The organism is Aquirufa aurantiipilula, assembly GCF_019923745.1.
Taxonomy (GTDB): Bacteria; Bacteroidota; Bacteroidia; order Cytophagales; family Spirosomataceae; genus Aquirufa; species Aquirufa aurantiipilula.
Map to the genome: position 1 here is coordinate 131,774 of NZ_JAANOG010000001.1, position 24,641 is coordinate 156,414.

The 24,641-nt window shown below is 37.0% G+C and carries 26 protein-coding genes and 1 other RNA gene; 14 read left to right on the forward strand and 13 right to left on the reverse strand.

The features are described 5' to 3' along the window. Positions 1 to 2 precede the first annotated feature (2 nt). The 4 genes from G9H60_RS00560 to G9H60_RS00575 all read left to right on the forward strand — a co-directional run bounded on the left by G9H60_RS00560 (position 3) and on the right by G9H60_RS00575 (position 3,161). On the forward strand, positions 3 to 1,019 hold the full coding sequence (locus G9H60_RS00560) for a threonine aldolase family protein (protein ID WP_223142183.1): 1,017 nt from the start codon (positions 3 to 5) through the stop codon (positions 1,017 to 1,019). A gap of 86 nt (positions 1,020 to 1,105) precedes the next feature. Continuing rightward, positions 1,106 to 1,420 carry an L-rhamnose mutarotase gene (gene rhaM / locus G9H60_RS00565; protein ID WP_223142184.1) on the forward strand — a complete coding sequence of 105 codons (315 nt, stop codon included), beginning with the start codon at positions 1,106 to 1,108 and terminating at the stop codon, positions 1,418 to 1,420. A gap of 10 nt (positions 1,421 to 1,430) precedes the next feature. After that, positions 1,431 to 2,555 carry a glycoside hydrolase family 88/105 protein gene (locus G9H60_RS00570; RefSeq protein WP_223142185.1) on the forward strand — a complete coding sequence of 375 codons (1,125 nt, stop codon included), beginning with the start codon at positions 1,431 to 1,433 and terminating at the stop codon, positions 2,553 to 2,555. Positions 2,556 to 2,609: 54 nt separating this feature from the next. Next, positions 2,610 to 3,161 carry a hypothetical protein gene (locus G9H60_RS00575; protein WP_223142186.1) on the forward strand — a complete coding sequence of 184 codons (552 nt, stop codon included), beginning with the start codon at positions 2,610 to 2,612 and terminating at the stop codon, positions 3,159 to 3,161. 93 nt (positions 3,162 to 3,254) lie between these two features. Here the strand turns inward: G9H60_RS00575 and G9H60_RS00580 are convergent, their stop codons facing one another. Further along, positions 3,255 to 4,208, reverse strand: a complete 954-nt coding sequence (locus tag G9H60_RS00580; protein WP_223142187.1) for a 3-keto-disaccharide hydrolase — start codon at positions 4,206 to 4,208, stop codon at positions 3,255 to 3,257. Between the two features lie 325 nt (positions 4,209 to 4,533). Here G9H60_RS00580 and G9H60_RS00585 point away from each other — a divergent pair, with 325 nt between their 5' ends. From G9H60_RS00585 to G9H60_RS00605, 5 genes are read left to right on the forward strand one after another with little or no spacing between them, the layout of a single operon-like run. Beyond that, positions 4,534 to 5,151: a Rieske (2Fe-2S) protein gene (locus tag G9H60_RS00585; protein ID WP_223142188.1), complete on the forward strand. Its 618-nt coding sequence runs from the start codon at positions 4,534 to 4,536 to the stop codon at positions 5,149 to 5,151. Positions 5,152 to 5,155: 4 nt separating this feature from the next. Continuing rightward, positions 5,156 to 5,566: a thioredoxin family protein gene (locus tag G9H60_RS00590; protein ID WP_223142189.1), complete on the forward strand. Its 411-nt coding sequence runs from the start codon at positions 5,156 to 5,158 to the stop codon at positions 5,564 to 5,566. 4 nt (positions 5,567 to 5,570) lie between these two features. Next, on the forward strand, positions 5,571 to 6,512 hold the full coding sequence (locus G9H60_RS00595; protein ID WP_223142190.1) for an FAD:protein FMN transferase: 942 nt from the start codon (positions 5,571 to 5,573) through the stop codon (positions 6,510 to 6,512). A gap of 9 nt (positions 6,513 to 6,521) precedes the next feature. Then, complete coding sequence (locus G9H60_RS00600; protein WP_223142191.1) at positions 6,522 to 6,734, forward strand: DUF4266 domain-containing protein; 213 nt, start codon at positions 6,522 to 6,524, stop codon at positions 6,732 to 6,734. Between the two features lie 9 nt (positions 6,735 to 6,743). Then, complete coding sequence (locus G9H60_RS00605; RefSeq protein WP_223142192.1) at positions 6,744 to 7,991, forward strand: DUF3570 domain-containing protein; 1,248 nt, start codon at positions 6,744 to 6,746, stop codon at positions 7,989 to 7,991. 29 nt (positions 7,992 to 8,020) lie between these two features. On the opposite strand, the gene ssrA is transcribed toward G9H60_RS00605, so the two are convergent. Together ssrA and G9H60_RS00615 are read right to left on the reverse strand one after the other, a co-directional pair. Beyond that, positions 8,021 to 8,392: a transfer-messenger RNA gene (ssrA, locus tag G9H60_RS00610) on the reverse strand. Between the two features lie 40 nt (positions 8,393 to 8,432). Further along, entirely contained in the window at positions 8,433 to 8,906 is a 474-nt protein-coding gene (locus tag G9H60_RS00615; RefSeq protein WP_223142193.1) for an Lrp/AsnC family transcriptional regulator, read from the reverse strand. A 212-nt stretch (positions 8,907 to 9,118) separates the two neighbouring features. Between G9H60_RS00615 and ald the strand changes: the two genes are divergently transcribed. Next, positions 9,119 to 10,204 (forward strand): alanine dehydrogenase, encoded by a 1,086-nt coding sequence (ald, locus tag G9H60_RS00620; protein ID WP_223142194.1) that lies wholly within the window; start codon positions 9,119 to 9,121, stop codon positions 10,202 to 10,204. Here the strand turns inward: ald and G9H60_RS00625 are convergent, their stop codons facing one another. From G9H60_RS00625 to G9H60_RS00635, 3 genes are read right to left on the reverse strand one after another with little or no spacing between them, the layout of a single operon-like run. After that, positions 10,205 to 11,506, reverse strand: a complete 1,302-nt coding sequence (locus G9H60_RS00625) for a TolC family protein (protein WP_223142195.1) — start codon at positions 11,504 to 11,506, stop codon at positions 10,205 to 10,207. A 4-nt stretch (positions 11,507 to 11,510) separates the two neighbouring features. Then, entirely contained in the window at positions 11,511 to 13,094 is a 1,584-nt protein-coding gene (locus G9H60_RS00630; RefSeq protein WP_223142196.1) for a DHA2 family efflux MFS transporter permease subunit, read from the reverse strand. 4 nt (positions 13,095 to 13,098) lie between these two features. Then, positions 13,099 to 14,136 carry an HlyD family secretion protein gene (locus G9H60_RS00635; RefSeq protein ID WP_223142197.1) on the reverse strand — a complete coding sequence of 346 codons (1,038 nt, stop codon included), beginning with the start codon at positions 14,134 to 14,136 and terminating at the stop codon, positions 13,099 to 13,101. Positions 14,137 to 14,240: 104 nt separating this feature from the next. Here G9H60_RS00635 and G9H60_RS00640 point away from each other — a divergent pair, with 104 nt between their 5' ends. After that, positions 14,241 to 14,741 carry a MarR family winged helix-turn-helix transcriptional regulator gene (locus G9H60_RS00640; protein WP_223142198.1) on the forward strand — a complete coding sequence of 167 codons (501 nt, stop codon included), beginning with the start codon at positions 14,241 to 14,243 and terminating at the stop codon, positions 14,739 to 14,741. A 1-nt stretch (position 14,742) separates the two neighbouring features. Here the strand turns inward: G9H60_RS00640 and G9H60_RS00645 are convergent, their stop codons facing one another. The 4 genes from G9H60_RS00645 to alaS are packed head-to-tail and all read right to left on the reverse strand — an operon-like array spanning position 14,743 to position 20,417. Then, positions 14,743 to 16,176 carry an ATP-dependent DNA helicase gene (locus G9H60_RS00645; RefSeq protein WP_223142199.1) on the reverse strand — a complete coding sequence of 478 codons (1,434 nt, stop codon included), beginning with the start codon at positions 16,174 to 16,176 and terminating at the stop codon, positions 14,743 to 14,745. A gap of 19 nt (positions 16,177 to 16,195) precedes the next feature. Next, a complete protein-coding gene (locus G9H60_RS00650; protein WP_223142200.1) occupies positions 16,196 to 16,795 on the reverse strand; it encodes an aminotransferase class IV in 600 nt (199 codons plus the stop codon). A 3-nt stretch (positions 16,796 to 16,798) separates the two neighbouring features. Beyond that, entirely contained in the window at positions 16,799 to 17,773 is a 975-nt protein-coding gene (locus tag G9H60_RS00655) for an aminodeoxychorismate synthase component I (RefSeq protein ID WP_223142201.1), read from the reverse strand. A gap of 7 nt (positions 17,774 to 17,780) precedes the next feature. Next, entirely contained in the window at positions 17,781 to 20,417 is a 2,637-nt protein-coding gene (alaS, locus tag G9H60_RS00660; RefSeq protein ID WP_223142202.1) for an alanine--tRNA ligase, read from the reverse strand. Positions 20,418 to 20,543: 126 nt separating this feature from the next. On the opposite strand from alaS, the gene G9H60_RS00665 reads away from it, so the two are divergent. Next, complete coding sequence (locus G9H60_RS00665; protein ID WP_223142203.1) at positions 20,544 to 20,873, forward strand: MerR family transcriptional regulator; 330 nt, start codon at positions 20,544 to 20,546, stop codon at positions 20,871 to 20,873. Between the two features lie 36 nt (positions 20,874 to 20,909). Continuing rightward, positions 20,910 to 22,010, forward strand: a complete 1,101-nt coding sequence (gene dprA, locus G9H60_RS00670) for a DNA-processing protein DprA (protein WP_223142204.1) — start codon at positions 20,910 to 20,912, stop codon at positions 22,008 to 22,010. Position 22,011: 1 nt separating this feature from the next. On the opposite strand, the gene pyrE is transcribed toward dprA, so the two are convergent. Continuing rightward, complete coding sequence (gene pyrE, locus G9H60_RS00675) at positions 22,012 to 22,650, reverse strand: orotate phosphoribosyltransferase (RefSeq protein ID WP_262899905.1); 639 nt, start codon at positions 22,648 to 22,650, stop codon at positions 22,012 to 22,014. A gap of 100 nt (positions 22,651 to 22,750) precedes the next feature. Here pyrE and G9H60_RS00680 point away from each other — a divergent pair, with 100 nt between their 5' ends. Further along, complete coding sequence (locus G9H60_RS00680; protein ID WP_223142205.1) at positions 22,751 to 23,446, forward strand: NUDIX hydrolase; 696 nt, start codon at positions 22,751 to 22,753, stop codon at positions 23,444 to 23,446. Here G9H60_RS00680 and coaD read toward each other — a convergent pair. Both coaD and G9H60_RS00690 read right to left on the reverse strand, forming a co-directional pair. Next, positions 23,416 to 23,886, reverse strand: coding sequence for a pantetheine-phosphate adenylyltransferase (gene coaD / locus G9H60_RS00685; protein WP_223142206.1), 471 nt, complete (start codon positions 23,884 to 23,886; stop codon positions 23,416 to 23,418). The genes G9H60_RS00680 and coaD overlap by 31 nt on opposite strands. Continuing rightward, the gene (locus tag G9H60_RS00690; RefSeq protein WP_223142207.1) at positions 23,876 to 24,586 is read right to left on the reverse strand and encodes a DUF3822 family protein; all 711 of its coding nucleotides are present in this window, start codon (positions 24,584 to 24,586) and stop codon (positions 23,876 to 23,878) included. Before G9H60_RS00690 ends, coaD begins: the two co-directional genes overlap by 11 nt. Between the last annotated feature and the right edge of the window lie 55 nt (positions 24,587 to 24,641).

Consider the following 24,641-nt stretch of genomic DNA (forward strand, 5'->3'; position numbering starts at 1 on the left):
CCATGAAAATCATTGAATTGAGAAGTGATACGTTTACATTACCTACTCCAGGAATGCGCGATGCTATGTTTTCGGCTCCTTTAGGGGATGATGTATTTGGAGAAGACCCGAGTGTATTGGCTTTAGAATCGAAATTGGCTCATATGTTTCAAAAAGAAGCTGCTCTGTTTTGTCCTTCTGGCACTATGAGTAATCAAATGGCCATTTCGGCTACTGTTTCTAAAGGACAAGAAGTGATTTGTGATGAGCTTTCTCATATCTATCTATATGAAGGCGGAGGTATCATGGCTAATGCTGGAGCGTCAGTTAAATTATTAAAAGGAGACCTAGGAAGATTAACTAAAGCTCAAATTGAAGCAGCCATTTCTCCAGATGATATTCATGCTTGTGAGAGTGCCATGGTCAGTTTAGAAAACACGGTAAATAAGGGAGGCGGAAGTGTTTATAGCAGTGAAGGTTTAGAAGAAATTTCAAATTTTTGTCGATCGAAAGGAATTCCGCTTCATTTGGACGGAGCTCGTATATTTAATGCTATGGCTGTAACGGGTCAACGTCCATCTCAATTTGGAGCTTGGTTTGACTCCATTTCGATTTGTTTATCCAAAGGTCTGGGTGCACCTGTTGGATCTGTTTTGGTAGGGGATACAGCCTTTATAAAAAAAGCTAAAAGAGTTAGAAAACGATTAGGAGGAGGTTGGCGACAAGCCGGAATGCTTGCTGCTGCAGGTATTTATGCCTTGGATCATCAAGTGGAAAGGCTGCAAGAAGACCATCAACGAGCGCGGTCAATTTCGGAAATATGTTCCACTTTAGATTGGGTTGTAGATACATTGCCCGTTGTAACGAATATTGTGATTGTCAAAATAAGTAAGGGTTTAAATTCCTCTTCTAAAGTGGCCGAATTAGCTTTAAAAGGAATTAAATGTGCACCTTTTGGTGCTGAATACATTCGATTTGTCACACACTTGGGGTTTGACGATGAAGATTTAAATCATTTTGAAAAAGCCATCAAGGCTTAGCTCTTTCCTTTTCTTTGTCTTTATCTTTTTGATTGAGTAGAATTGTTGATTCATTGACTTTTTTCATCAAATAGATAAGTAAAACGATGCAAAGAAAAGCCCTTAAAATGTTTCTTCATCCAGGGAAAGAGGCTGAATACAAAAAACGACATGATGAAATTTGGCCTGAATTGGCAGATTTATTGAAGTCCGTAGGTGTCCAAAATTATTCAATTTTCCTAGATCCAGACAATTGCGTGCTATTTGCTTATTTAGAGGCTGAAGATTTGAGCCTTTTAGATGATTTACCCCAATTGCCAATCATGCAAAAATGGTGGGCCTATATGGCAGATATCATGGAAAGCAATCCAGATAATTCCCCTAAAGCGGTTGAAATACCCTCTGTTTTTTATTTAGCTTAATCTTTTACCGATGAGAATTACGAATTCCTTACCAAGTTTACTGTTACTGGTTTTTGTTGGATTTACTACTTTAGCTAAACCCAACAAAAAGTTGATTTTGTCTCAGATGCATTTGGCAAATAGCTATTTTAAACAAAAGTGGCCTAATGTGGGACAAGTAATTGTCAGCCCAGATCGAACTCGTCCTTCCAATATATGGACCAGAGCTGTCTATTACGAAGGATTGATGGAAATGTATAAGCTGAATCCCAAAGAAGCAGATTTGAAATATATGACAGATTGGGGCGTATTTCATCAATGGGGATTGCGCGATGGTCTCAAAACTCGAAATGCTGATAATCAAGCCTGCGGTCAGGTTTATCTAGATTTATTTGATATGCAAGGTGATTCAGCGAGAATAAAACCTATAAAAGCGAATATAGATAACATGTTGGCCAGCGATAAAGCAGATGATTGGTCTTGGGTAGACTGTTTGCAAATGAGTATGCCGGTTTTTGCCCGACTTGGTACTCGTTTTCATGATATGCGCTATTATGAAAAAATGTATGATTTATATGCATTTACTAAATACAAACATGGAGGTAAAGGGCTTTATAATCCACAGGAGCATCTTTGGTGGCGAGATAAAGATTTTGTTCCTCCATACAAAGAGCCCAATGGGGAAAACTGCTATTGGTCTAGAGGAAATGCATGGGTCTATGCAGCTTTAATTAGAACGTTGGAATTTATGCCAGAAAATGCTCCACACCGTGCAGAATACATACAAGATTTTAAAGATATGTCGGAAGCTTTACTTCCTTTGCAAAGAAAAGATGGATTTTGGAATGTGAGTTTAAAGGATGAAAGTAATTTTGGAGGTCCCGAATTAACGGGTACTGCATTATTTGTTTATGGCATGAAATGGGCTTTGAGGAATGGAATATTACAGGATAAAAAATACCACAAAGCAGCAGATAAAGCTTGGGATGCAATGAGCAAATGTGTTCATCCAAATGGTTTTTTAGGATTTGTTCAAGGTACCGGGAAGGAACCGAAAGATTCCCAACCAGTAACTTTCAATTCTGTCCCCAACTTTGAAGATTTTGGCTTAGGTTGTTTTCTTTTGGCAGGTTCCGAAATGTTAAAATCAAATTAATTCTATGTTTTCTGATTTTTTTTATAATTTTAGCGCCAACTAAATTATATCAATATGAAAAAAACTATTATTGGGGCTCTTGTTGGAGGCTTAATTATCTTCTTTTGGCAAGCGGCCTCTCATGTGGCATTCAATCTGCATGAGCCTTCTCAAATGTATACTGCTAGTCAGGATACTGTATTGAATGTGTTGACAAAACACCTCAAAAATGAGGGAGGATATATTTTACCACGTATGGAGAATGAGCAAGATATGGCTCAAGCTGAAGAATTTGCAAAAAAAGCAACGGGTAAACCATGGGCTAGAATTCAATACTACACGGACTACCAAATTTCCATGCAAGACAATATGATTCGAGGATTGGTGGTTGATATCTTCTTGGTATTATTAGTTATTTATCTGATCAAGCAATTTAAAACAGCTAAAATGCGTGATATTTTAGGACTGTGTTTAGTGCTTGCTATTCTAGTATTTACCAATTCTCCTTATACCCAACATATCTGGTATCCGGTATTTGATTTGAGAGCTGAACTAATTGACTTACTTGTTTCTTGGGGCCTTTGTGGATTATGGCTTGGATGGTATTTGCCAAGAAGAGTCGAGTGAGGGATGTAGAATGAAGAATGAAGAATGTAGAATGAAGAATGTAGAATGTAGAGTGAAGAAAAGCTAAGCAATTCTACATTCTTCATTTTACATTTATTTCGCTGGAGTAATAACCAAATTTCTGTATTCAACTGGACCGTGGTCACCTTGAATCATAATTGGCCCTGCCTCTCCTTCGTTGCTATCTAAAGCACCACCAGTAATTCCAGGAATTTCAGCTTTGTAGATTACTGTTTTACCATTTAAAGTAACGGTAATATTACGGCCAACTAATTCAATGTCGTAAGTTTGCCATTCTCCTGCCTCTTTGGCTACATTTTCTAATGGTGCAATAAAGCCATAAACAGCACCTAATTGATCTTTGGCTGGTTCCAAACCTTTGCTATCAGCTACTTGAATTTCATATCGACCGCGTAAGTAAAGACCACTATTGCTTTCTTTTGGTACACGGAATTCAGCATGTAATTTAAAATCTTGGAAAGTTTGGACCGTACGTATATTGGCACCCGTTCTTGGACTTTTCATAATTCCGTTTTCAGCTACCCATTGGTTATCTGGGCCTAAGGTTTGCCAGCCATCCATGTTTTTGCCATTGAAAAGACTAATAGGTGTTCCCCATACTGGAGCTTTTTCTCTCCATAATTTAGGAGCTCTAACTCCTAGAATACGGAATTTCTCACCCAAAGGAGTGGTTAAGGTTCCCATTAATTTATCATCTTTTAATTCAGCTTCTAACATCAAGTCTTTTTCTGAATTCTCCCATTGTGGGGGAATGCTAAAAGAAATAATATTGTTGGCAAAATTAACTTTTGAAATTGGACGAGAACTGCCTCCATCTCCTACAAAATGCCCAGTTAAGGTTTTTAAACCAGAATGTGTCACTTCTAACCAGGCTGGTGTTGTTACATTTCTTTTAGTAATGGTGATATCCCATCTACCTTCTACTACAGAATGCCCGGCTGGAACTTGTGCTAGGGAATTAAATGATATACCAACTATAGAGAGAAGGAATGAGGTTTTAATGAATTGAATGAATCTTTGTTTCATAGTAAAATTGAGTATTGTTTGAACAATGAATTTACGATTTTTTCATTGTTATCATTCTGAAATTGGATAAAATATGAAGTCATATCGGTGCTATCCTGATTCACAGAATGGAGAAAATCAGACTTCCTTAGTTCTCGGGTTTTCTTGAATTTTTTGGTGTCAATTTTTTAATAATTATCAAATTGATAAAATAGGACCTTTTTTATATCAAGATTGGTCGTCAGAATACCAAGTTTAATCGACTTACTAACTCAATACTCATGTAGGCTATTTCGTGTATGAGTATAAAATTTTAGCTTTACCGACATATTAATTCCGTGTTTACATGAATCAAGAAAAATACAGTAGGTATCAATTCCTAAAATCCATTGGTTTCAAAGGTTCCGCCCTAATGGCCATTTTGGCAGCTTGTACACGTAAAGAAGATGCTATTTTAGAACCACTCATTGTCAATAAAAATGGTCAACAAGTAACTTCTTTGGATAGTACTAAAGCCACTCAAGTAGCAAGTAGTACAGGCTCAGCAGCTGGTAGTACTAGCGGTAGTTCTGGTTCTACTTCGGGTAGTACAAGTGGTAGTACAGCAACATCGGGAACCTTAGTGGGTAAAATAACGACAGACGAGTTGAATGCCATTAAAAGCTATGTGTTAAAATTGGACCTGGCTTCCACCACAGCCAATGCCTTAAAAACCGCAGGAGGATATATTATTTCAAGTGGAACAGTTGTAGCTTGTGTTTCTGCTGGTGAATATGTAGCAGCAAAAAACCTTTGCACTCATGAACCCAAGCAACGAATAATTTTCAACAGAACGGAGTACTATTGCACCGATCACGGTGCACGTTTTTCATTGGCAGGTCAAGGTTTAAATTCCTTAGGAAGTCGAGGATTAACTATTTATAAAACAGCGAATGATGGTAAAACACTTGTAATATTTGCATAATCTTATGACCTTATTATTTCATATATTTTTGAATTTATTGGTTTGGGGCAATGATTTTTCAGTTGCTCAACAAAATGCCAAACAGCAACATCGTTTAATTTTATTAAATTTTTCGGGTTCAGATTGGTGTGGACCCTGTATCAAATTGAAAAAAGATGTATTTGAATCTTCTGAATTTACAGCCTTCGCTGAGAGCAATCTAGAATTAATTCGTGCTGATTTTCCTCGGTTAAAAAAGAATCAATTGGCTAAAGACCAACAAGCAAAAAACGATGCTTTGGCCGAAAAGTATAATAGTTCAGGTAAATTTCCTTTGACTGTTTTGCTGAATGATCAGGGTAAAGTTTTGAAAGAATGGGAAGGATACCAACCTTCACTTTCTAAATTTTTAGCTGAAATCAAACAATTCCGTTAATCGAATGCCTCTTTTTAAAAGAACTGATTTATTGATGGGTAATCGATTTGATCTGGCGCTTGTTGGATCTCATGATGATGAAGCAATGGCAGCTTTGGAAAAGGCGGTACATGAAATTCAACGAATTGAACAGTTGCTCAGTACCTATCGTCCTGATTCCCAAACAAATCGAATCAATGAACAAGCAGGGATTTCTCCTGTAGTAGTAGATCAAGAGGTATTTGATTTGATACAACGGGCACAAAGAATTTCTGATTTAAGTCAGGGGGCTTTTGATTTGACTTATGGTTCATTGGATAAAAGTCTTTGGAATTTTGATCAAGAAATGACCTCATTGCCTAGTCCAGATAAGGCAAAAAAATCAGTTCAGTTAATTGATTATCAACTAATTGAATTGGATTCTAATCAGAGGAGTGTTTTTCTAAAGAAAAAAGGAATGAGAATTGGTTTTGGTGGTATTGGGAAAGGCTATGCGGCAGATTGTGCCAAGACTGTGTTACAAGGCTTAGGTTTTCAGCATGGCTTAGTGAATGCTTCGGGTGATTTGTGTGCTTGGGGAAAAAATGAAAATGGTAAATCTTGGTCCATTGGCATTGTTCACCCAGATAATCCTGACCGTATAATCGCCGATTTTGCTCTGAATAATTCAGCTGTAGCAACCTCTGGTAATTATGAAAAATTTGTCATGATTCAAGGCCTGAAATATTCCCATACCATTGACCCACATACGGGTTATCCCATTCAAGGGATTAAGAGTGTGACAGTTTTTGCTCCATTCGCTGAATTGGCTGATGCTTTAACTACTCCATTAGCTGTCATGGGCGTGTCTGTTGGTTTGGATTTAATCAATCAAATACCTGGTTTAGGTTGTGTTATCATTGACGACAATAATCAGATATTTTACTCAGATAACATTCAGCATGCCTCAATAGGTTTATTACATTAAAATAACAATATGAAAAAATACCATTGGATTGGGTTATTTCTAGGGATTCTTTCGCAATCATGTACTTCGGTTAAGGAGTTTCAGAAAAGCAGAATCAATGATTCGGAGATGGAATTGTCATCTAGAAAATCAGAAAAATTTGAGCAAAGTTTTTATCTCTATCGGGAAGGGGCTTCAGGTGCTAATGGTGGAAAGAGTGGAGGAGGATGTGGTTGTAATTAATCGAATGTCATGAAGAAAGTAATTTTAAGTATAGGACTATATTGTTCATTATTACAAGGGGTGCGTGCTCAAGAGTATTTGACATTCAATCCCAAAAACTTGACTACACGCTCTTCCGATAGTTCTTCGAATTATCAGAAAAGAACGATCAAATTTGAAGAAGCCAATATTGTCAGTGGGTACTATTTCCAAAATGGAAATAACTCGGCTATAACGGGTGGAATAGGAACTGAGCGATTGACAGATTTTGCTAATTCATTTGAATTACGTTTTTCAAAATTAGATCGATATAACCGATTACATAGTTTCACGGCGGATATGAATGTGGATTTTTATTCCTCCGCTTCTTCCGATAAAATTGATCCATTGACGATTTCCTCCGCATCGAAAAAGGATACGCATATCTATCCAAGTTTATCTTGGTCAGTGAAAGATGATGTTTTGAGAACAACTCATGGTTTCAGCTATTCTTATTCTACAGAATACGATTATAAATCACATGGGTTTAATGCCTTTATTACCAAACTTTCCAAGGATAAAAATCGAGAATTCTCGATTAAAGGAGGCGCTTTTTTGGATACTTATATGGCTATTTTACCTTCGGAATTAAGGCCATTGACTTATCCTTCTGGGTCAGAAGGTGATAAAAGGGGAATTGCGTATAAACCTAGAAACTCCTACAATGCATCGTTTTCTTTGTCGCAGGTTATTAACCAACGTTTACAAGTAATGGCCATCATTGAGCCAAGTTATCAAGAAGGCTTATTGAGTACTCCCTTTCATCGGGTATACTTTACCAATGGAAATGAAACAGTTGAAAAATTGCCAGGAACTCGATTTAAATTGCCGGTTGGATTGCGATTGAGTTATTTCGCAGGAGATAGAACGGTTATTCGTGCTTTTTATCGTGCTTATGTAGATGATTGGGGAATGACAGCACATACGACTAATTTGGAAGTCCCTTTTAAAATTACTCCATTCTTTTCCATCAGTCCATTTTACCGCTTTAATTCACAAACGGCAGTGAAATACTTTAAAGCATATGCCCAGCATCAGCCTTCAGAAGTATTTTATACTTCTGATTATGATATTTCTAGTTTTACGAGTCAGTTCGTAGGAATGGGTATACGCTTGGCCCCTCCAGGTGGTATTGCTGGATTATTGAACTGGAGTTCCTTAGAAGTTCGATATGGCTATTATTCAAGGTCCAATGGCATGTATGGCCATAGTATTTCAGCACATATTAAGATTAAATAAAAAAAATCTCCCAGCAATGGGAGATTTTTTTGTGGAGTCGGAGGGATTCGAACCCTCGTCCAAACCTAGCGAACAATAGCTTTCTACACGTTTAGCTGTGATTATTTTTCGATCAAAAGCGGGTTCACATCAGACCCAAACTCTCAACTTATCCTCTGGATACTAACAAGCCCGTAGAGAAATTCGAACTTATCGACTCTGCATGTCGACGCTCAGATGCCCTCCTCGGCAGAGTTTGGAGAAGGCTGAACGATGGCAAATTGATTAATCTCTAAGATTAAGCAGCCATGGCATACTGTGTATTGCCAGTTATAATTCGAAGGTTTTTTTAACAGGAAATGCCTACAACTCCCGACGTGCTTACCACCGACCGACATAAGCTGTCAAAACCGGTCGACCCCATTATTGGAATACAAAGGTACAACATTAAACAGCCCATTGTCAAGGAATCGGTAATTCTGTACTTTGTTTTATTTCATCCATTACAAATAAACTATTGATGTGGGCCACTGTGGGCAGTACAGCCAACTTCTCTTGATAGAATCTGTTGTAGCTTTCTACATCCGAGCTAACAACCATTAAGTAATAATCAAAGTTCCCTGAAACTAAATGACAAGATAAAACTTCTGGAAAAGCCTGTATGGCCTGCTCAAATTCTTTGAAGTTCTTTCTGTTTTGTTTTTCAAGAGTGACTTGACAATGTACCAAGAGGCCTAAGTCTAGCATTTTCCGATTGAGTAATCCCACATAGGACATGATATACCCATCTTTTTCCATTTTCCTAATCCGATCATGCGTAGGAGAAAGGGATAAATTGACCTGTGAGGCTATTTCTTTAAGCTTCTTTTGCCCATTTCCTTGTATGATTTTTAAAATCTTTAAATCAAGTGCGTCTAAATTGAGTTTGGATGCCATAATTTTTTCGGATTTACGTTAATAGGAAGTTAATTTATAGAATATTTTTCTACATAAACGCATCTGGCAGAAATAATTCCTTTTTTATTCATGATATGCATAAATATTTTTTGTCTTATTTATATTTGCAGTGTATTATACTTCATCAAAGGTAACGGCCAGCGAATTATTTCGTTGGCCGTTCTTTTTTCAACAAGCTAACATCTAGTATCATGATCATTGGCGTCCCTAAGGAAATTAAAAATCAAGAGTTCCGTGTAGGTCTAACACCTGCAGGAGTTCAATCGTTGGTGGCTCAAGGTCACCAAGTGTATGTTCAAAGCCAAGCTGGAATAGGTTCTGGTTTTTCGGATGAGTTTTACATGCAAACAGGTGCTTCCATTCTTCCTGATGCTGCTTCCGTTTATGCAAAATCTCACATGATCGTTAAGGTCAAAGAGCCCTTAGCTCAAGAATATCCTTTGATTCAGCCCGGGCAAATATTATTTACATATTTTCATTTTGCTGCATCGAAAGAATTGACTCAGGCAATGATTGATAGCAAAGCAATTTGTATTGCTTATGAAACAGTGGAATTACCTGATAGAAGTCTTCCCTTATTGACACCTATGTCGGAAGTCGCAGGAAGAATGTCCATTCAAGTAGGAGCTTACTTTTTGGGTAAAGCTCAAGGGGGGAAAGGTAAAATGCTAGGAGGAGTTCCCGGTGTAAAACCCGCAAATGTGGTCATTTTAGGTGGTGGAGTAGTAGGAACACAGGCTGCCAAAATGGCGGCAGGTCTTGGAGCAAACGTTACTATTTTGGACACGAATCTAACTAGATTACGTTATTTAGAAGATGTATTGCCTGCCAATGTGTCTACTCAGTATTCTACGTCCTTGGCTATTCAGGAATGTTTACCTCAAGCAGACTTAATAGTAGGAGCGGTACTTTTACATGGCGCCAAAGCACCGCATCTCATCAAAAGAGAAGATTTAAAGCGGATGAGTCCAGGAACGGTGTTGGTGGATGTAGCAGTTGATCAAGGTGGATGTATTGAAACTTGTCGACCAACAACCCATGAAAACCCAGTATTTGAAATAGATGGAATTCTCCATTATTGCGTGGCTAATATGCCTGGGGCAGTGCCTCAAACATCTACTTTAGCTTTGACACAAGCTACTTTGCCTTATGTACAACAAATAGCTAGGGAAGGATGGAATTTGGCATGTAGCAATAATCAAGCTTTAGCTAATGGACTGACTATTTATGAGGGTAAATTGCAAAATCCAGCTCTAGCTATTTTGTTTGATTTATAATTACCAGATTTTTATTCCCTGTATTCTATATAATTCCAATTGTTGTAGGTTCACTTGATAATCAAACTGAGCCTGCATCAATTGGGATTCTTCTAAAATGGATTCTGCTTGATCTAATTCTATTCGGCGAATCAATCCCTGCTTGAAACGTGTACTAGCTAAATCTAGGGCATATTGAGCTTGTGCAACTACCTCTTTCTGTGTAGCAGCTTTCTTTACGTAATTTTGGTGATTTAACTGTGCTTGTCTCCAATCAGTGCCTAATTTTTCCTGAGCATCTTCCAATTGAAAAGCGATTCGCTCCTTTTGAATCGTAGCTAATTCTGTTTGATAAAAGGCTCTTTTGCCTGCGTAAATAGGAATGCTTAGTTTCAATCCCAAGACACTGTTCACTTTAAAATCATCTCCAAAGGAAGGAGTTTCCCCATTAATTCTGGGAACATATCCATTTTTTAAACCTAATGTAGCTAAACCAGCCAGGGTAGGGGTATTTTCCGATTTGGCTAATTCTATACTTTTATTGACAATTTCTTCTTGAGCTTTTATTTGTGTAATCTCTGGATTGGTAAATGACTCAATGGGTTTCGCGGTTTGTGCTTGCCAGATTTGAGGATTTTCTACCAAATAAGCTTCCGCATTAGCCCCCAATAAAGTACTTAGATAATCCAACATTCGAGCCACTTGATTTTCCGATTCTAAAATTTTACTTTCTTGATTCGCTATTTTTACCTGTTGGCTTATTTTATCATACTCAATAGCTTCACCTAAGGCTAGTTGTTTTTGAATGATTTGGAAATTACTTTCTAAACGTTTCAATTGAGATTTTTGAACTTGAATGGCTTTTTTATTGAAGATGATTTGTTGATATAAACTTGCAATCTGAAAGCCCATTTGGAATTCTTGTTGCTCAATCTGAGCTTGACTTAATTGTGTTTCTAAGCGAGTTTTTTCAATGGCCATCGCATTTCTTCCCCAATCATACAATACATGGTTGACAACGAATTGGGAATTGTAATTCATGTTAGGTTGAAATTGTAAAGTTGAATTAGCTCCACCAAAATTAAAACTAGCTTTTGCCACAGGATCAATTCGCGTCACGCCAATTTCGGCTCCAATGATTGGCTTTCCATATGATTCTTGGATTTGAGTTTTGACCTGACCCATTTTTATCAGGTTTCTTTGACCTTTTAAGACAGGTGAATGCTGTAAAATCCCTTGAATTAATTCAGGAAGACCTTTAGTTTGAGCAAGTAGAGAACTGCTCAACAAGGTATAGGATAGTAGTAGGATATATTTTTTCATATAATTAATGGGCCTCTTCACTGGCTTTCATGATTTTTTCTAATTCTGCTTTGGATTTCTTTGGCGTTCGCAATAGCCATAAGAATGGAAGTATACACATGAATAATATGGATACTAATCTGAAGGTGTCCAAATAGGCCAAATAATAGGCTTGCTTGTTGACCATCGCATCTAATTGTCGATATGCTGCCTCTCCACTGCGAACAAAATCCCCTGTTTTTTGCATCATGTTCTGAGTTAATCCTTGTATTCTTTGTTGGAACAATGGATTTTCCACTTGAATGTTGGCTAATAAATCGGTTCTATGTTGGGCAGCTCGATGTGTCGCATAATTGTTGGCTACAGCAATACCAAAGGCACCACCCAATTGACGAATCATATTACTTAAGGCAATTCCTGCTGGGTATTCAGAAGGTTTTAAACCCGCTACAGCCTGATTTATCAATGGCATTTGCAACATAGCGACGCCCATCATTCGTAATAAGTGCATAGGGAAGAAATCCCATCGGCCCATTTCTGGGGTAGCTGAACCACCAATGAATCCAAAAATGATGAAAATACAAATACCGACTCCCATCACAGGAATGGGTTTTCCTCCCAAGGAGAGATATTTGGCAATCATTGGGAATAAAATGACACCCAGCAGGGTTGGATACATTAAGGATAATCCTGTTTCAGTAGAGCTTAATCCATTGATGCGCTGTACCATGATAGGATAAATGAATACCGAAGTAAATAATCCAAAGCCACTGACTAAATTAAAAACAGTACTCATCGCGAATACCTTATTTTTAAATATTTTTAGGTTGATTACCGGATGCTCTGTGGTTAATTCGCGCCATATGAAACCTATTAGACCGATGGCACACAAGCCAGCCATGGTATTGATGGTTCTCGATTCAAACCAGTTTTCTGATTCTCCTTTTTCTAAAATATATTGAAGATTCCCAATTCCTAAGGTTAGTAATGCGATACCGATGTAATCGATTTCCATACTTTTTCTGTGCTGTCCTTCCCCTTCCTTGCGATCTATGAAAACGATGGTCAAGATAGTAGCTAAAATACAAACAGGAATATTAACATAGAATATATCATTCCATTCATAATTATCCACTAAATAGCCTCCTAAAACGGGGCCTAATGATGGACCAAGAATGATACCCATTCCAAAAAATCCAGAAGCTATGGGACGATCTTCAACTTCAAAGGCATCAAATAAGATTGCTTGAGAAGTAGACAATAAAGCTCCTCCACCTATACCTTGAAAGAATCGCCAAAAGACCAATTCCCATAAACTATCACTCATCCCACAGAAGTAAGAGGCTATACCAAAGAGAATCATGGAGCCTAAATAGTAGTTTTTTCTACCAAAATATTCTCCTAAAAATCCCGTCATGGGTATAATGATCACATTGGCAATCGCATAACTGGTGATCACCCAAGCAATATCTTCAATGGTAGCCCCTAGATTACCTGCTATCTGGTTGAGGGCCACGTTGACAATCGTGGTGTCCAACAACTCCATGACAGCTGCGGTGATCGTCGTAAGTACGATTATGATCTTTGCGAATCCCTTAGGCCTTTGCATTGTATTAGTTTATAGGAACTGATACATCCAATGATAAACCTGCACGTAAAATATCTTTGTATTTATCGGCATTCAAGATTTCAATTTTTACAGGGATTCGTTGAGTTACCTTAACAAAGTTTCCTGATGCATTATCTGGAGGTAGTAATGTGGTTTTTGCTCCTGTTGATTCAGAAATGGATAAAATACGACCTTTCAAGGTGATATTGGGGTAAGCATCAATTTTTATTTCAGCTTCCATACCAACCTTTAATGATTCTACTTGAGTCTCTTTGTAATTTGCTACAACCCAATAGCGACTATCATCCATGATGGTCATTAATGGCTGTGAAACTTGGATAAATTGACCAGGCTCAACCGATTTTTTGCCTATTTTTCCATCAGCTGGGGCATATACTTTATTGTAACTTAATTTTAATTTTTGTTGTTGAACCTTAACTTTTTTAAGCTTTAGGGCTATTTCAGCTTTATGTAAGGTAGCTTGTAATATACCTATTCTTGATTGTGTACTACTCAAATCGGCTTTAGCTCCTTGGTATTTTACGGCGCCTTGTTCAGCTAAATCCTGACTATCAATCAATTGCTGCCGTGTTATTGCTTTGGCAGATTCTAAAGCTGCATTTCTTGTAACATCTCTAGTATACTTATTGTAGGCCAATTCAGCTGATTTAACCAGGCTTTGTTGCGCTTCTATGCTTTTCTTTAAATTCGACAAATTTGCTTTTGCACTTTCAATATCTGACTGTGCTTGTTCTACCTCCACTTGCATTTCTTCGAGAGCTAAAGCTGCCTCATCTGAATCTATTTCTAAAATGGGTTGACCTTTTTTTACTTGATCGTAATCATTTACATAAACTTTTTTGACAAAACCTGCCATTCTAGGTAATACAGGTATGAAATAAGCCTCTATTTGGGCATTATCTGTATCTTCATGAGAAGTTGCATACTGGTATTTTTTATAACCGAAAAAGCCTCCTATGAGTAAAATTACCCCTAATATGATTTTAGGGAGATGAGATTTTGGTTTTTGTTGAGTAGACATCGTACGTTTTTTAGTGTTGCAAAGTAAAGAAGCATTTACAATAAAGTCAAGTTAGTTGACTATTTATTTATTTTTTGTATTTTTGCGAGATAGAAAAATCGAAAATGGATACAAATACCCCAATAGATTATTCCAACCACATGTTTTTGTCAAGGCTTTTGGTAAAGTCTTATCGCATTGTACAATCAATGAATGGCACTTTTTTAAGAAGTTTAGGCTATGCAAACTTCAAAATAGGTCATATAATTGTTTTAATGAATCTTGCTGAACAGGGAGTTACTACGACTGATTTGGCCAAAAAAGCGAAAGTGAGTAAGCAAGCTATGAGTAAGTTGGTGAATGAATTAATCCAAGAAGGTTACCTCATTTCACATAATCATCCTCAGGACTTACGCTCATCTCTCTTATTTTGCACAGAGAAAGGTAATCAATTTTTGGAAGATTTGATGAAATCAAGAGCTCATATCGAACAAAAATTTGCTGAAATAATAGGGCAGGAGCGCTTGTTAGAACTTAATCAATTGTTATCTGAAATCGTTTCTCATTATGATGATCTGGAGAGTGTAGATTCCATTAATGATAAGATAGCTGGCACTAAAATTTAATTTAGGGGAAAAATCGTTCATGAAAATTGACTAAAAATAGTTCATGAGTAGCTCGGGTAATGGCTGTATATAACCAGCGTATGTATTCTGCATCAATTTGTTCTTCTTTCAAATACCCTTGATCTACAAAGACAGCTTTCCATTGTCCCCCTTGTGATTTATGGCAAGTTAAAGCATAGGCAAACTTAACTTGCAAGGCATTTAAAAAAGGGTCTTTTCGAATGGCTTCCATTCTTTCCTTTTTCTTGGTTATATGGGCATAATCCTCACAGACAGAGTCATATAGTTTTTTGTTGGAATCTTTTCCCAAGGCAGATTCTGCCGAATGTAGGGTATCTAGCAATATTTTTGCCTCTACTTCTGGATGATCCTCATAATCACATAAACGTAGACTTACGTTCAGAAATCGAAAACCATGCATATCTTCTTGCTTCTTGATTTTCATCACTTCCACAAAATCACCATTGGCTAAAAAGCCAGCAGGAGAATCTTCATCTAACCAATGATAATTATTTCGCACAATCATCAATAAATCGCCGCTACTAATTTCATCCTCCTGATATAATATACATCTCCGAACGAATTCATTGTATTGAACCGCACTTTTATTGGATCTGGTGAGTAAAATGGTCTCTTCTTTCCCAAATTTCCGATAAGCATATTGCATCCCGTCCTCAACTTTTTCTCCTGACATTTTAAAAAAATCCTTGAAGGATTTGGTATTAAATTGAATTTGGTGAGAAGATTGATTCAATAATTCTCGAAGATTGGTGGCATTGTATAAAATTCCGGAGTGTATATCTTGTCGCATGACATCCGTTAATTCATGGTCCATCACCTCCATATGAAATTCACTGCTGATGTAATCTTTAGAAAGAGCTGGTGAGAGGCTTTTTCCCACAGGAGGTAATTGTGCAGTATCACCTACAAAAATCAACTTGTTTCCTGTATGTCCATTTTCTGGATTAGTAAAAACGTATTCAATTAGATCCGTTAATAAACTATTGGTACCAAAATCGGATTCATCCGTAATCATGGACGCTTCATCCACGATGAAAACCGTATTGGTAGCATAGTTATTCATTCGCTGAAAAACTAAAGCTCCTGAGTTTGGATTACTGACTTGTCGGTATATTTTTTTATGGATGGTAAATGCCTTTTTCTTAGCATAATTAGCCATGACTTTAGCTGCTCTACCTGTCGGGGCTAGCAATTGTGTCTTGTACCCAAAGTTGGCAAGAATTTTAATCAAGGTAGAAATAACGGTTGTTTTTCCGGTACCTGCATAGCCTTTTATGATAAAGGTTAGGGCGCCCCATTCATCTTTATTCACAATAAAATCATTCAATTTCTGAAATAAAGCTGTCTGTGAGGGTGTAGGCTCAAAGGGGAACTTTTGATGCAACAGAAAAGAAGGACTTTTGGAAGGATTCATGTCTTAAAGAAGACACAATTTACACAATTGCATCGGGAAGCAAAAGCGCATGTTGATCTGAAAGTGGCCTAAATACATTGATGAGGCAGATATGGCTGTAATCACTTAACTCCGTTTCCCAAATGTCTATTTCTTCCAATATTTTTTCATCAATTAATCTTCTTCTTGTGGTTCCCCAGTGAAGAGGCTCTTTAGGTGTAAACCATTTGTCACCTTTTTTAAAAGCTAAATTGGCTATACTGGAATCTTGTAATTTTCCCTGTTTAGAAAATATAATATCATCCGCTTCTGGATGTTCAGCAACTTTTTTTAGTAAATGAGATCTGTCAGCATACTTGTATTGATATTCGTAATCACCTGTATTGACAATTGCTAATCGCTTGATATTTTTTTCTTGATAAGCAATGAACTCGTGAAATTCCCATTGTGTACTGTAAACCAATCGTGCCCGAAAACTACCTTGTTGAGGAATCTCTACATGAGCTAAATAGTCATAAATATTTAAAATTGGCGACGTTGGATAGAAATTTTGAAAAACATCATTGATTCTTTTTTGATGATAATCTAGATGAAGCAATTCGCCATCCAAAACATGAACTGTCTCTAAAAATGTGGGCATTTTTTAAATAGGTAGGTAAACTTTTTGGATTAATTCTAAATATTCTTTTTCTGGATCTGAGAATACAGTAATTCCACCTCCACTTTTAAATACAAGCTTTTGGTTAATTTTTTCTATAAATCTAATTAAAACTCCTGATTCTAAGGATGTTCCATCAAATTTACCCATTATTCCTGTATAAAATCCACGATCATAGCTTTCTGCTTTTTCAATGATTTCCATCGTGGCAAGTTTAGGTGCACCAGTTATGGAGCCAGCAGGTAACATGGCCTTTAAGATACTGCCTAATTTATTTCTGAAATGAGGCATCAGTTCGCCTGAAATCAAAGAGGACATTTGCCATAAATCTTGACTATGCGTTTTGATTTGTTCAATGTATTGGTATTTCTCTACTTGTATAGGAAATGCTACTCGACTGATATCATTGCGAATTAAATCTACTATTGTTGCATGTTCTGCTTGCTCTTTTGCATCTATTCGTAGATCTTCCGGATGGTTTTTTTCATTGACGACTAAGGTCCCTTTCATAGGAAAGGCTTGAATTCTATTGTTTTCAATGTGTATGAATGGCTCGGGAGAAAATACGACTAGTGTGTCCTGTATGAGTAATTTATACTTAGCCTTAGCGTGGATATATATATCTTCTAATCCAAGGTTGGTTTCAATAGGAGTAGGAAAGGTTAAATTGACCAAGAAGGAGTCACCTCGTTTCAAACCAGCTTGAACTTGGTAAAACTTAGCTAGGTAATCTTTATAACTCAAAGGGGATTTTTCAAATTGTACCTCACCTGAATAGGTATGGCTTGGGTAATTATTGAATTCTACGGATATACCCCATTTTTTTGCTTCTTCTTCACTTCCACACCAAACTTTCTCACCCTTATAATCGCATATAAAAACAAAAGGACGTCCCTCCAATCCCCACTGATCCATGCTTACCACAGCTTGATCTAAGGAGATAAAAGGGATGTCCTTCATAGGAGTATTAAATGTATTGTTGAGCAGCTTTAATTACTTGCGGTATTCCTTGTGGGTTTTGTCCACCGGCAGTTGCCAAAAATGCTTGTCCACCACCGCCACCTTGTACTTCCTTGGCTAATTCACGAATAATTTTACCCGCATCGATTGATTTGCTAGCAACTAATTCTTTAGAAATGGCTAGTGCCAAGCTGGCTTTCCCATCAATTTCAGACAATAATAAGCAAAACAAATTCTGATGTTCATTACTCAAATCAAATGCTATATTTTTTAAGGCATCCGCATGTGGAACTTCTACTTGTTGGATCAAATAGAGTAATTCTCCTTTGCCTAAAATTTGTTGTGTTAACTCAGCTTTCAATACCTTAATTTCATTCGCTTGGTATTGGGCAATGGTTTTTTGTAAGCTAGAGTTTTGTTCAATTAAACTTGCTACAGCTTTAATAATGTCTTTGGGAGCCTTCAAAAGCTCATTTATTTGATCCAATTGATCAGCTTGTTGACTTAATAATTCAAATGCTTTTTGCGATGTAACTGCTTCAATTCGTCTAACTCCTGTGGCTACTGAACTTTCAGATAAAATTTTAAATAATGCGATTTCACCGGTAGAATTCACATGAGTACCACCACATAATTCTACTGAATAAGTTGGGTCAAAAGTAATTACACGTACAAAATCACCGTATTTTTCGCCAAAAAGAGCCATAGCACCTTTTTCTTTTGCTTGTGCAATAGGTACATTTCTTTCTTCTAATAAGGGAATATTCTCCGCAATTTTGGCATTCACCATCTCTTCAATTTGCTTCAATTCCTCATCTGTCACTTTTTGGAAATGAGAGAAGTCAAATCGTAATAATTGCTCATTGACTAAACTACCTTTTTGTGCTACATGCTTACCTAAAATTTGTTGCAAGGCTGCTTGCATTAAATGGGTAGAACTGTGGTGACTTGTGATGGCTTTTCTTCGGCTTTCGTCGATTTGTGCCACTACCTCTTCCTCATGTGCTACTTCTTCAATGCTGGCGTCTGTTGTCCAATGAACAATTAAATCATTTTCTTTTTTGGTATCAGTAATGACAATACTCTTTCCTGATTTTTTGAAGAACAGAGTTCCTGAATCACCTACTTGTCCACCTGATTCTGCATAAAATGGAGTACTTTCCAACACAATTTTATATTGGATTCCGGCTTTGTTCTGTACTTTTTGATATTTCACTACACGAGTAGTCCAAGTAGCATGATCATATCCTACAAAAGATACTTCATCACTATCAAACAGGATGACCCAATCTTCAGCACTTGCTCCCGCATCCTTTCTAGAACGATTCTTTTGGGCATTTAGGGCTTGTTGGAATCCAGGTTCGTCAATATCCATGCCTTTTTCACGGGCTATTAATGCTGTTAAATCTACTGGAAATCCGTAAGTATCATTTAGTTCAAATACATCTTCACCCGTTAAAATTTGTGTTCCTTTGGCTTGAGTATCTTCCATTAATTTATCTAAACGAACCAATCCTGTAGATAGGGTCCTTAAAAAAGATACTTCTTCCTCATAAATAACCTTGGCAACAAATGCTTCTTGTGAAATAAGTTCATCAAAAACACCTTTAAACTGTTGTGCCAAAAGTGGAATTAATTCATACATAAAAGGCTCTTTAAAGCCTAAATATGTATATCCATAACGTACGGCACGACGTAAAATGCGACGAATCACATAACCAGCTTTGGCGTTGGATGGTAATTGTCCATCCGAAATAGAAAATGCAATAGCACGAATATGGTCGGAGATGACACGCATTGCAATGTCCGTCCATTTGTCTTGACCATAGGCTATGCCGCTTTTTTGAGCTAAATGTTGTATGCTTCCTTGGAATACATCTGTATCATAATTGGATTGCTTCCCTTGAATTGCCATGCAAAGACGCTCAAAACCCATACCTGTATCCACATGTTTGGATGGGAGAGAAACAAGAGAACCATCTGCCATGCGTTCAAACTGCATGAATACATTGTTCCAAATTTCAACTACCTGAGGATGATCAGCATTAACTAATGATTTACCGGGAATACGGTCAACTTCATCTTGATTTCTTAGGTCGATATGGATTTCTGAACAAGGACCACATGGACCTGTTTCACCCATTTCCCAGAAATTATCTTTTTTGTTTCCTAAAATGATTCTTTCCTCACCAACTATCGCTTTCCAAATATCAAATGCCTCTTGATCAAATGGAACACCATCTTTGGCATCTCCTTCAAATACGGAAACATATATACGCTCTTTAGGTAACTTGTAAACTTCAGTCAACAATTCCCATGACCAAGCCAAGGCTTCTTTTTTGAAGTAATCGCCAAATGACCAGTTACCTAGCATTTCAAACATGGTATGGTGGTAAGTATCAAAACCTACATCTTCCAAGTCATTATGTTTTCCAGATACACGAAGACATTTTTGTGTGTCAGCAATTCGTTTCGAAGGAGGAGTGCCATTACCCAAGAAAAAATCCTTGAATTGTGCCATACCTGAATTATTAAATAATAAAGTAGGGTCATTTTTGGCTACTAATGGTGCCGATGGCACAATTAAATGTCCTTTCGATTGGAAAAAATCTAAAAAATGCTGGCGGATCTCCGTTGACGTCATTGGTTTAATATCGAAATTATGGGTAATTTTATTTCTTCCTGATTTTTTAAATCAAAGGAAGTGCAAAATTACGTGATTTTATTCGAATTCTTGATTTTGCTGTAGAACAAGGTTTTAATTTATTCGATGGAACAATTTAGTAAGCAGTATTATTCAATTTCAGAGGTTGCCGAGATTTTCAAGGTGAAAACTTCTAAATTGAGGTATTGGGAAACTCAATTTCCACATTTGATGCCGAAACGTCGATCAAGCGGTATTCGTAAATACACACCAGAGGATATTGAAAAGATTAAAGTGCTCATCCAGCTAATCGATGAAAAAGGCTTAACCATTGAAGGTGCCAAGCAAGCTATCAATCATAGGGGTGAGGCAAAAAATGTCAATACACCCTTAATTAATCAGTTAACTGAAATTCGACAGTTTTTACAAGGTCTACGCGAGGATTTGGGCGAATGATTTTATTCTTTCGGGAAATGTTTGATCTAAAGCCCGATGGAAGAAGAAAAAGTATTCCAAATTGCCCTTAGTTTAGTACCGCAAATAGGTATCGTCAATGCTCGACGGTTAATTTCTTACCTAGGTTCAGCCCAACAAGTTTTTCAATCCTCAACTTCTGCTTTACAGAAAGTTCCTCATATTGGTCCCCTGATTGCCCATGAAATTAAAGTCAATCAGGTTTTGGAAAAAGCGGAAAAGATTTACGCTGATTGTCAAAAAGAACAAATTCAACTATTTTTTTACTTAGATGAGGCATATCCACATCGTTTGAAACAATTATATGATGCTCCTTTACTGTTGTATTTTAAAGGGAATGCTAACTTTCAACATGATAAAGTGATGGCTTTGGTGGGAACTAGAAAAGCTACGGAGTATGGACGTGAAATGACCTACCAAATTGTTAAAGATGCCCTAGATGATGATGTATTATTTGTCAGTGGCTTAGCATATGGAATAGACATAGCTTTACATCAGGCATGTATTGAATTGAAAATACCTACTATAGCTGTATTGGCAGGTGGTTTTCAATGCATTTATCCTTCTTTACATATTAAATATGCTCATCAAATGATGGATTTGGGCGGTATTTTATCAGAACATCCATTTCATCAAAAACCGGATCCTCGATTCTTCCCCTTACGAAATCGGATTATTGCAGGTATGTCGGATGCAACTATTGTAGTAGAAGCAGCTGAAAAAGGAGGAGCCTTAATCACGGCAGAATATGCGAACAACTACCATAGGGATGTATTTGCTGTGCCAGGGAATTTGCAAAAGGTTTTTTCTGAAGGCTGCAATCGTTTGATTCTCAAAAACCAAGCAACAATTTACACCGATTGGCACACTTGTAAAGAGCAATTAAATTGGCAATCCAATCCAGATAAAATTGTCAAAAATAAAAGCTTGTTGTGGAGTAGACTGACAGAAGATGAAAGTCAAATTTTATCCTTATTGCACCAAGAGAAAGTATTGGCTTTGGATGAAATTGCGTGGAAATTACAAAAGGGGGTTAATCAACTGGCTATGCTCTTATTGAACTTGGAGTTTCAAGGTTTTATAAAAGCATGGCCAGGACATCGATATGGACTAAAATAACCTATTTACGCCATTCACTAGGGTTGATTCTCCAATCTTGTAAAGTCATTAATTGAGTTTCAGTAACGTGATTAAGTTTTACGGCTTCATCAATTAATACATCGTAATTACTTAAAGTGATACAAGGAATACCATGATTTTTGAAATTATCTTCAGCAATCTGGAAACCGTAAGTAAAGATGGCAACCATTCCTAAGACCTCAGCACCAGCTTCTTGTAAAGCAGCGGCAGCTTTTAATGAACTTCCTCCTGTAGAAATCAAATCTTCTATTAAAACTACTTTTTGACCTTTTTCGATATGACCTTCAATTTGATTACCCATGCCATGCTTCTTAGGCTCTGGACGAACATAGCAGAAAGGTAGGTCTAGATAATCAGCCACTAAAGCTCCTTGTGCAATCCCAGCGGTAGCTACTCCTGCGATGATTTCAACATCGGAAAAATAGGCTTTAACAGCGGCGGACAAACAATTTTTAATGTAAGTTCTGACTTCAGGATATGAAAGAGATATGCGATTGTCACAATAAATCGGTGAATTCCATCCAGAAGCCCATTTAAATGGTTGATCAGGTCTAAGTTGAATCGCTTTGACGCTTAATAAATGTTGGGCAACTTCTTGTGAAATGGTAAAATCAGGCATAGAAATTTGTTTCAAAGATTATATGTACAAAAATAGTTTATTCAAGTTATCTTTCATTATTTAATTCTATTTTTGCCAACTTAAATTCTGAATTCCGCACATGATACTGTTTATTGACGACCGTCCGATTCGCATTTACAAGGAATCAAAAAAACACGCCATTCCCATGGGTGATGAATTTGAATTGGTGATCGACGCTCGTCTACAGCCGGTGCGTTTGGCAGATTTCAAAGGCCATACATGTATATTGAATTTGACTTTGGATCAAATGGAGAAGTTGATTCATGGTTTACATCAAAAACCAGGTGCTACTTTTGATTCCGTGTATATCTTAGTGAAGGATATAAAACCTTTCAAGCAACGAATTTTTGGTATGTATCAATTACTCGAAGCCGCAGGGGGAGTGGTACAAAATTCGGAAGACAAAGTCCTGTGGATGTTGCGTTTAGGTAAATGGGATTTACCCAAAGGGAAATTAGAGAAGGGGGAGAAATTTAAAAAAGCTGCCGTTAGGGAAGTGGAGGAAGAATGCAATGTAAAAGCCATTTTAGAGCAAAAACTTTGTACAACATACCATACCTATACTCACAAGAATCAAAGAATTCTAAAAAGAACTAAGTGGTATTTAATGAGTTCAATTGGGAATTCTAAATTAATTCCCCAAAAAGAGGAAAATATTGAAAAAGTAGAATGGTTAGGAACGGCAGCCATGAATAAAGCTATGACAAATACATATAGTTCGATACGTTATGTCATTCACCGTTTTCAATTACTTTGTTCTTCTTCTAAATTATAAGGTAAATACTGGTTGATTGAGCTACCATAACGGTGTAAATCCCGAATGATGGTTGAACTAATCGGTGCTAGATGGGGAGAAGTAATTAGGAATACTGTTTCTAATTCTTCGTTGATATGTCTGTTTACCTGAGAAATTGAGTTTTCATATTCAAAATCTGTAGTATTTCTTAAGCCTCTGATAATAAATCTTGCACCAACCTCGCGGGCTACAGTGGCTGTAAGATTTTGATAAGTCACTACTCGAATGGGTTTTCCTTCAAATGTTTTTTCAATGGCTTCTTTCATTTTTTCCAATGAAAAATAGCGCGCCTTGCTTGAATTATGACCAATACCAATCACTATTTCGTCGAATAGAGCAAGTGCCCTCAAAACGATATCTTCATGACCTTTGGTAAATGGATCAAAAGAACCTGGGAAAAAAGCTGTTCTATGCTTCATGAGAAAAGATTGGAGTGTAAATCTTAAAGGTATTTAATTCCTCAGCTAAGTTGGCATCTACTTCCCCCAGCCAGTGAATACTGCTTGAATTCCATTTTATTAAATAGCTATCTCGGATCGAATGAATATAAAAAGCTAATTCAGTAGCTTTTGAAAAAGGATAAACATTGGCTAAGGTCAATATTCCGGATTTCCTAAGAACTATACAAGCGTGATTTTGATGGATAGAAATGCTTAATCCATTATCTTGAGATTGAGTGATAAGCTTTTCTAAAATGTGCTGGTAAGAAATTTGGGCTAGAGGAAACCAAAAACTTAATAAATCCTTCCATTCACTTGGGATTAAAAAAAGTAAATTGGCAGCTTCAGAAGGTATTTTTTGTACTTGAATCTCCTGTCCCACCAAAGTATCTTCACCTAATGCTTTTTCTAAAAATCCGATTCGATAGATGGGGCTATCGTATTTTTGAGGTATGAGTAAAAAATGTTGATGACAAATATGTACATGAATATGGCTTACTTGTGAGGGTAAGATGCCTTTTTTCTCCCAAAAATCTTTTTGAATTTTAGCTGACTTATTCCAATCTATATGTGCTTGTTGAACTCCTAGCGCATCATTGAAATCTAATCCTCCATCATGTAAATACACATGTAGTGAGTTTAGGGAGTAAACGGAAGTAGCATTATTCAAATTTTCCAAAGCATTTGCTAGGTATAGAGGTCGAAATTGCAAAAAAAATATGGGATAGGAATAA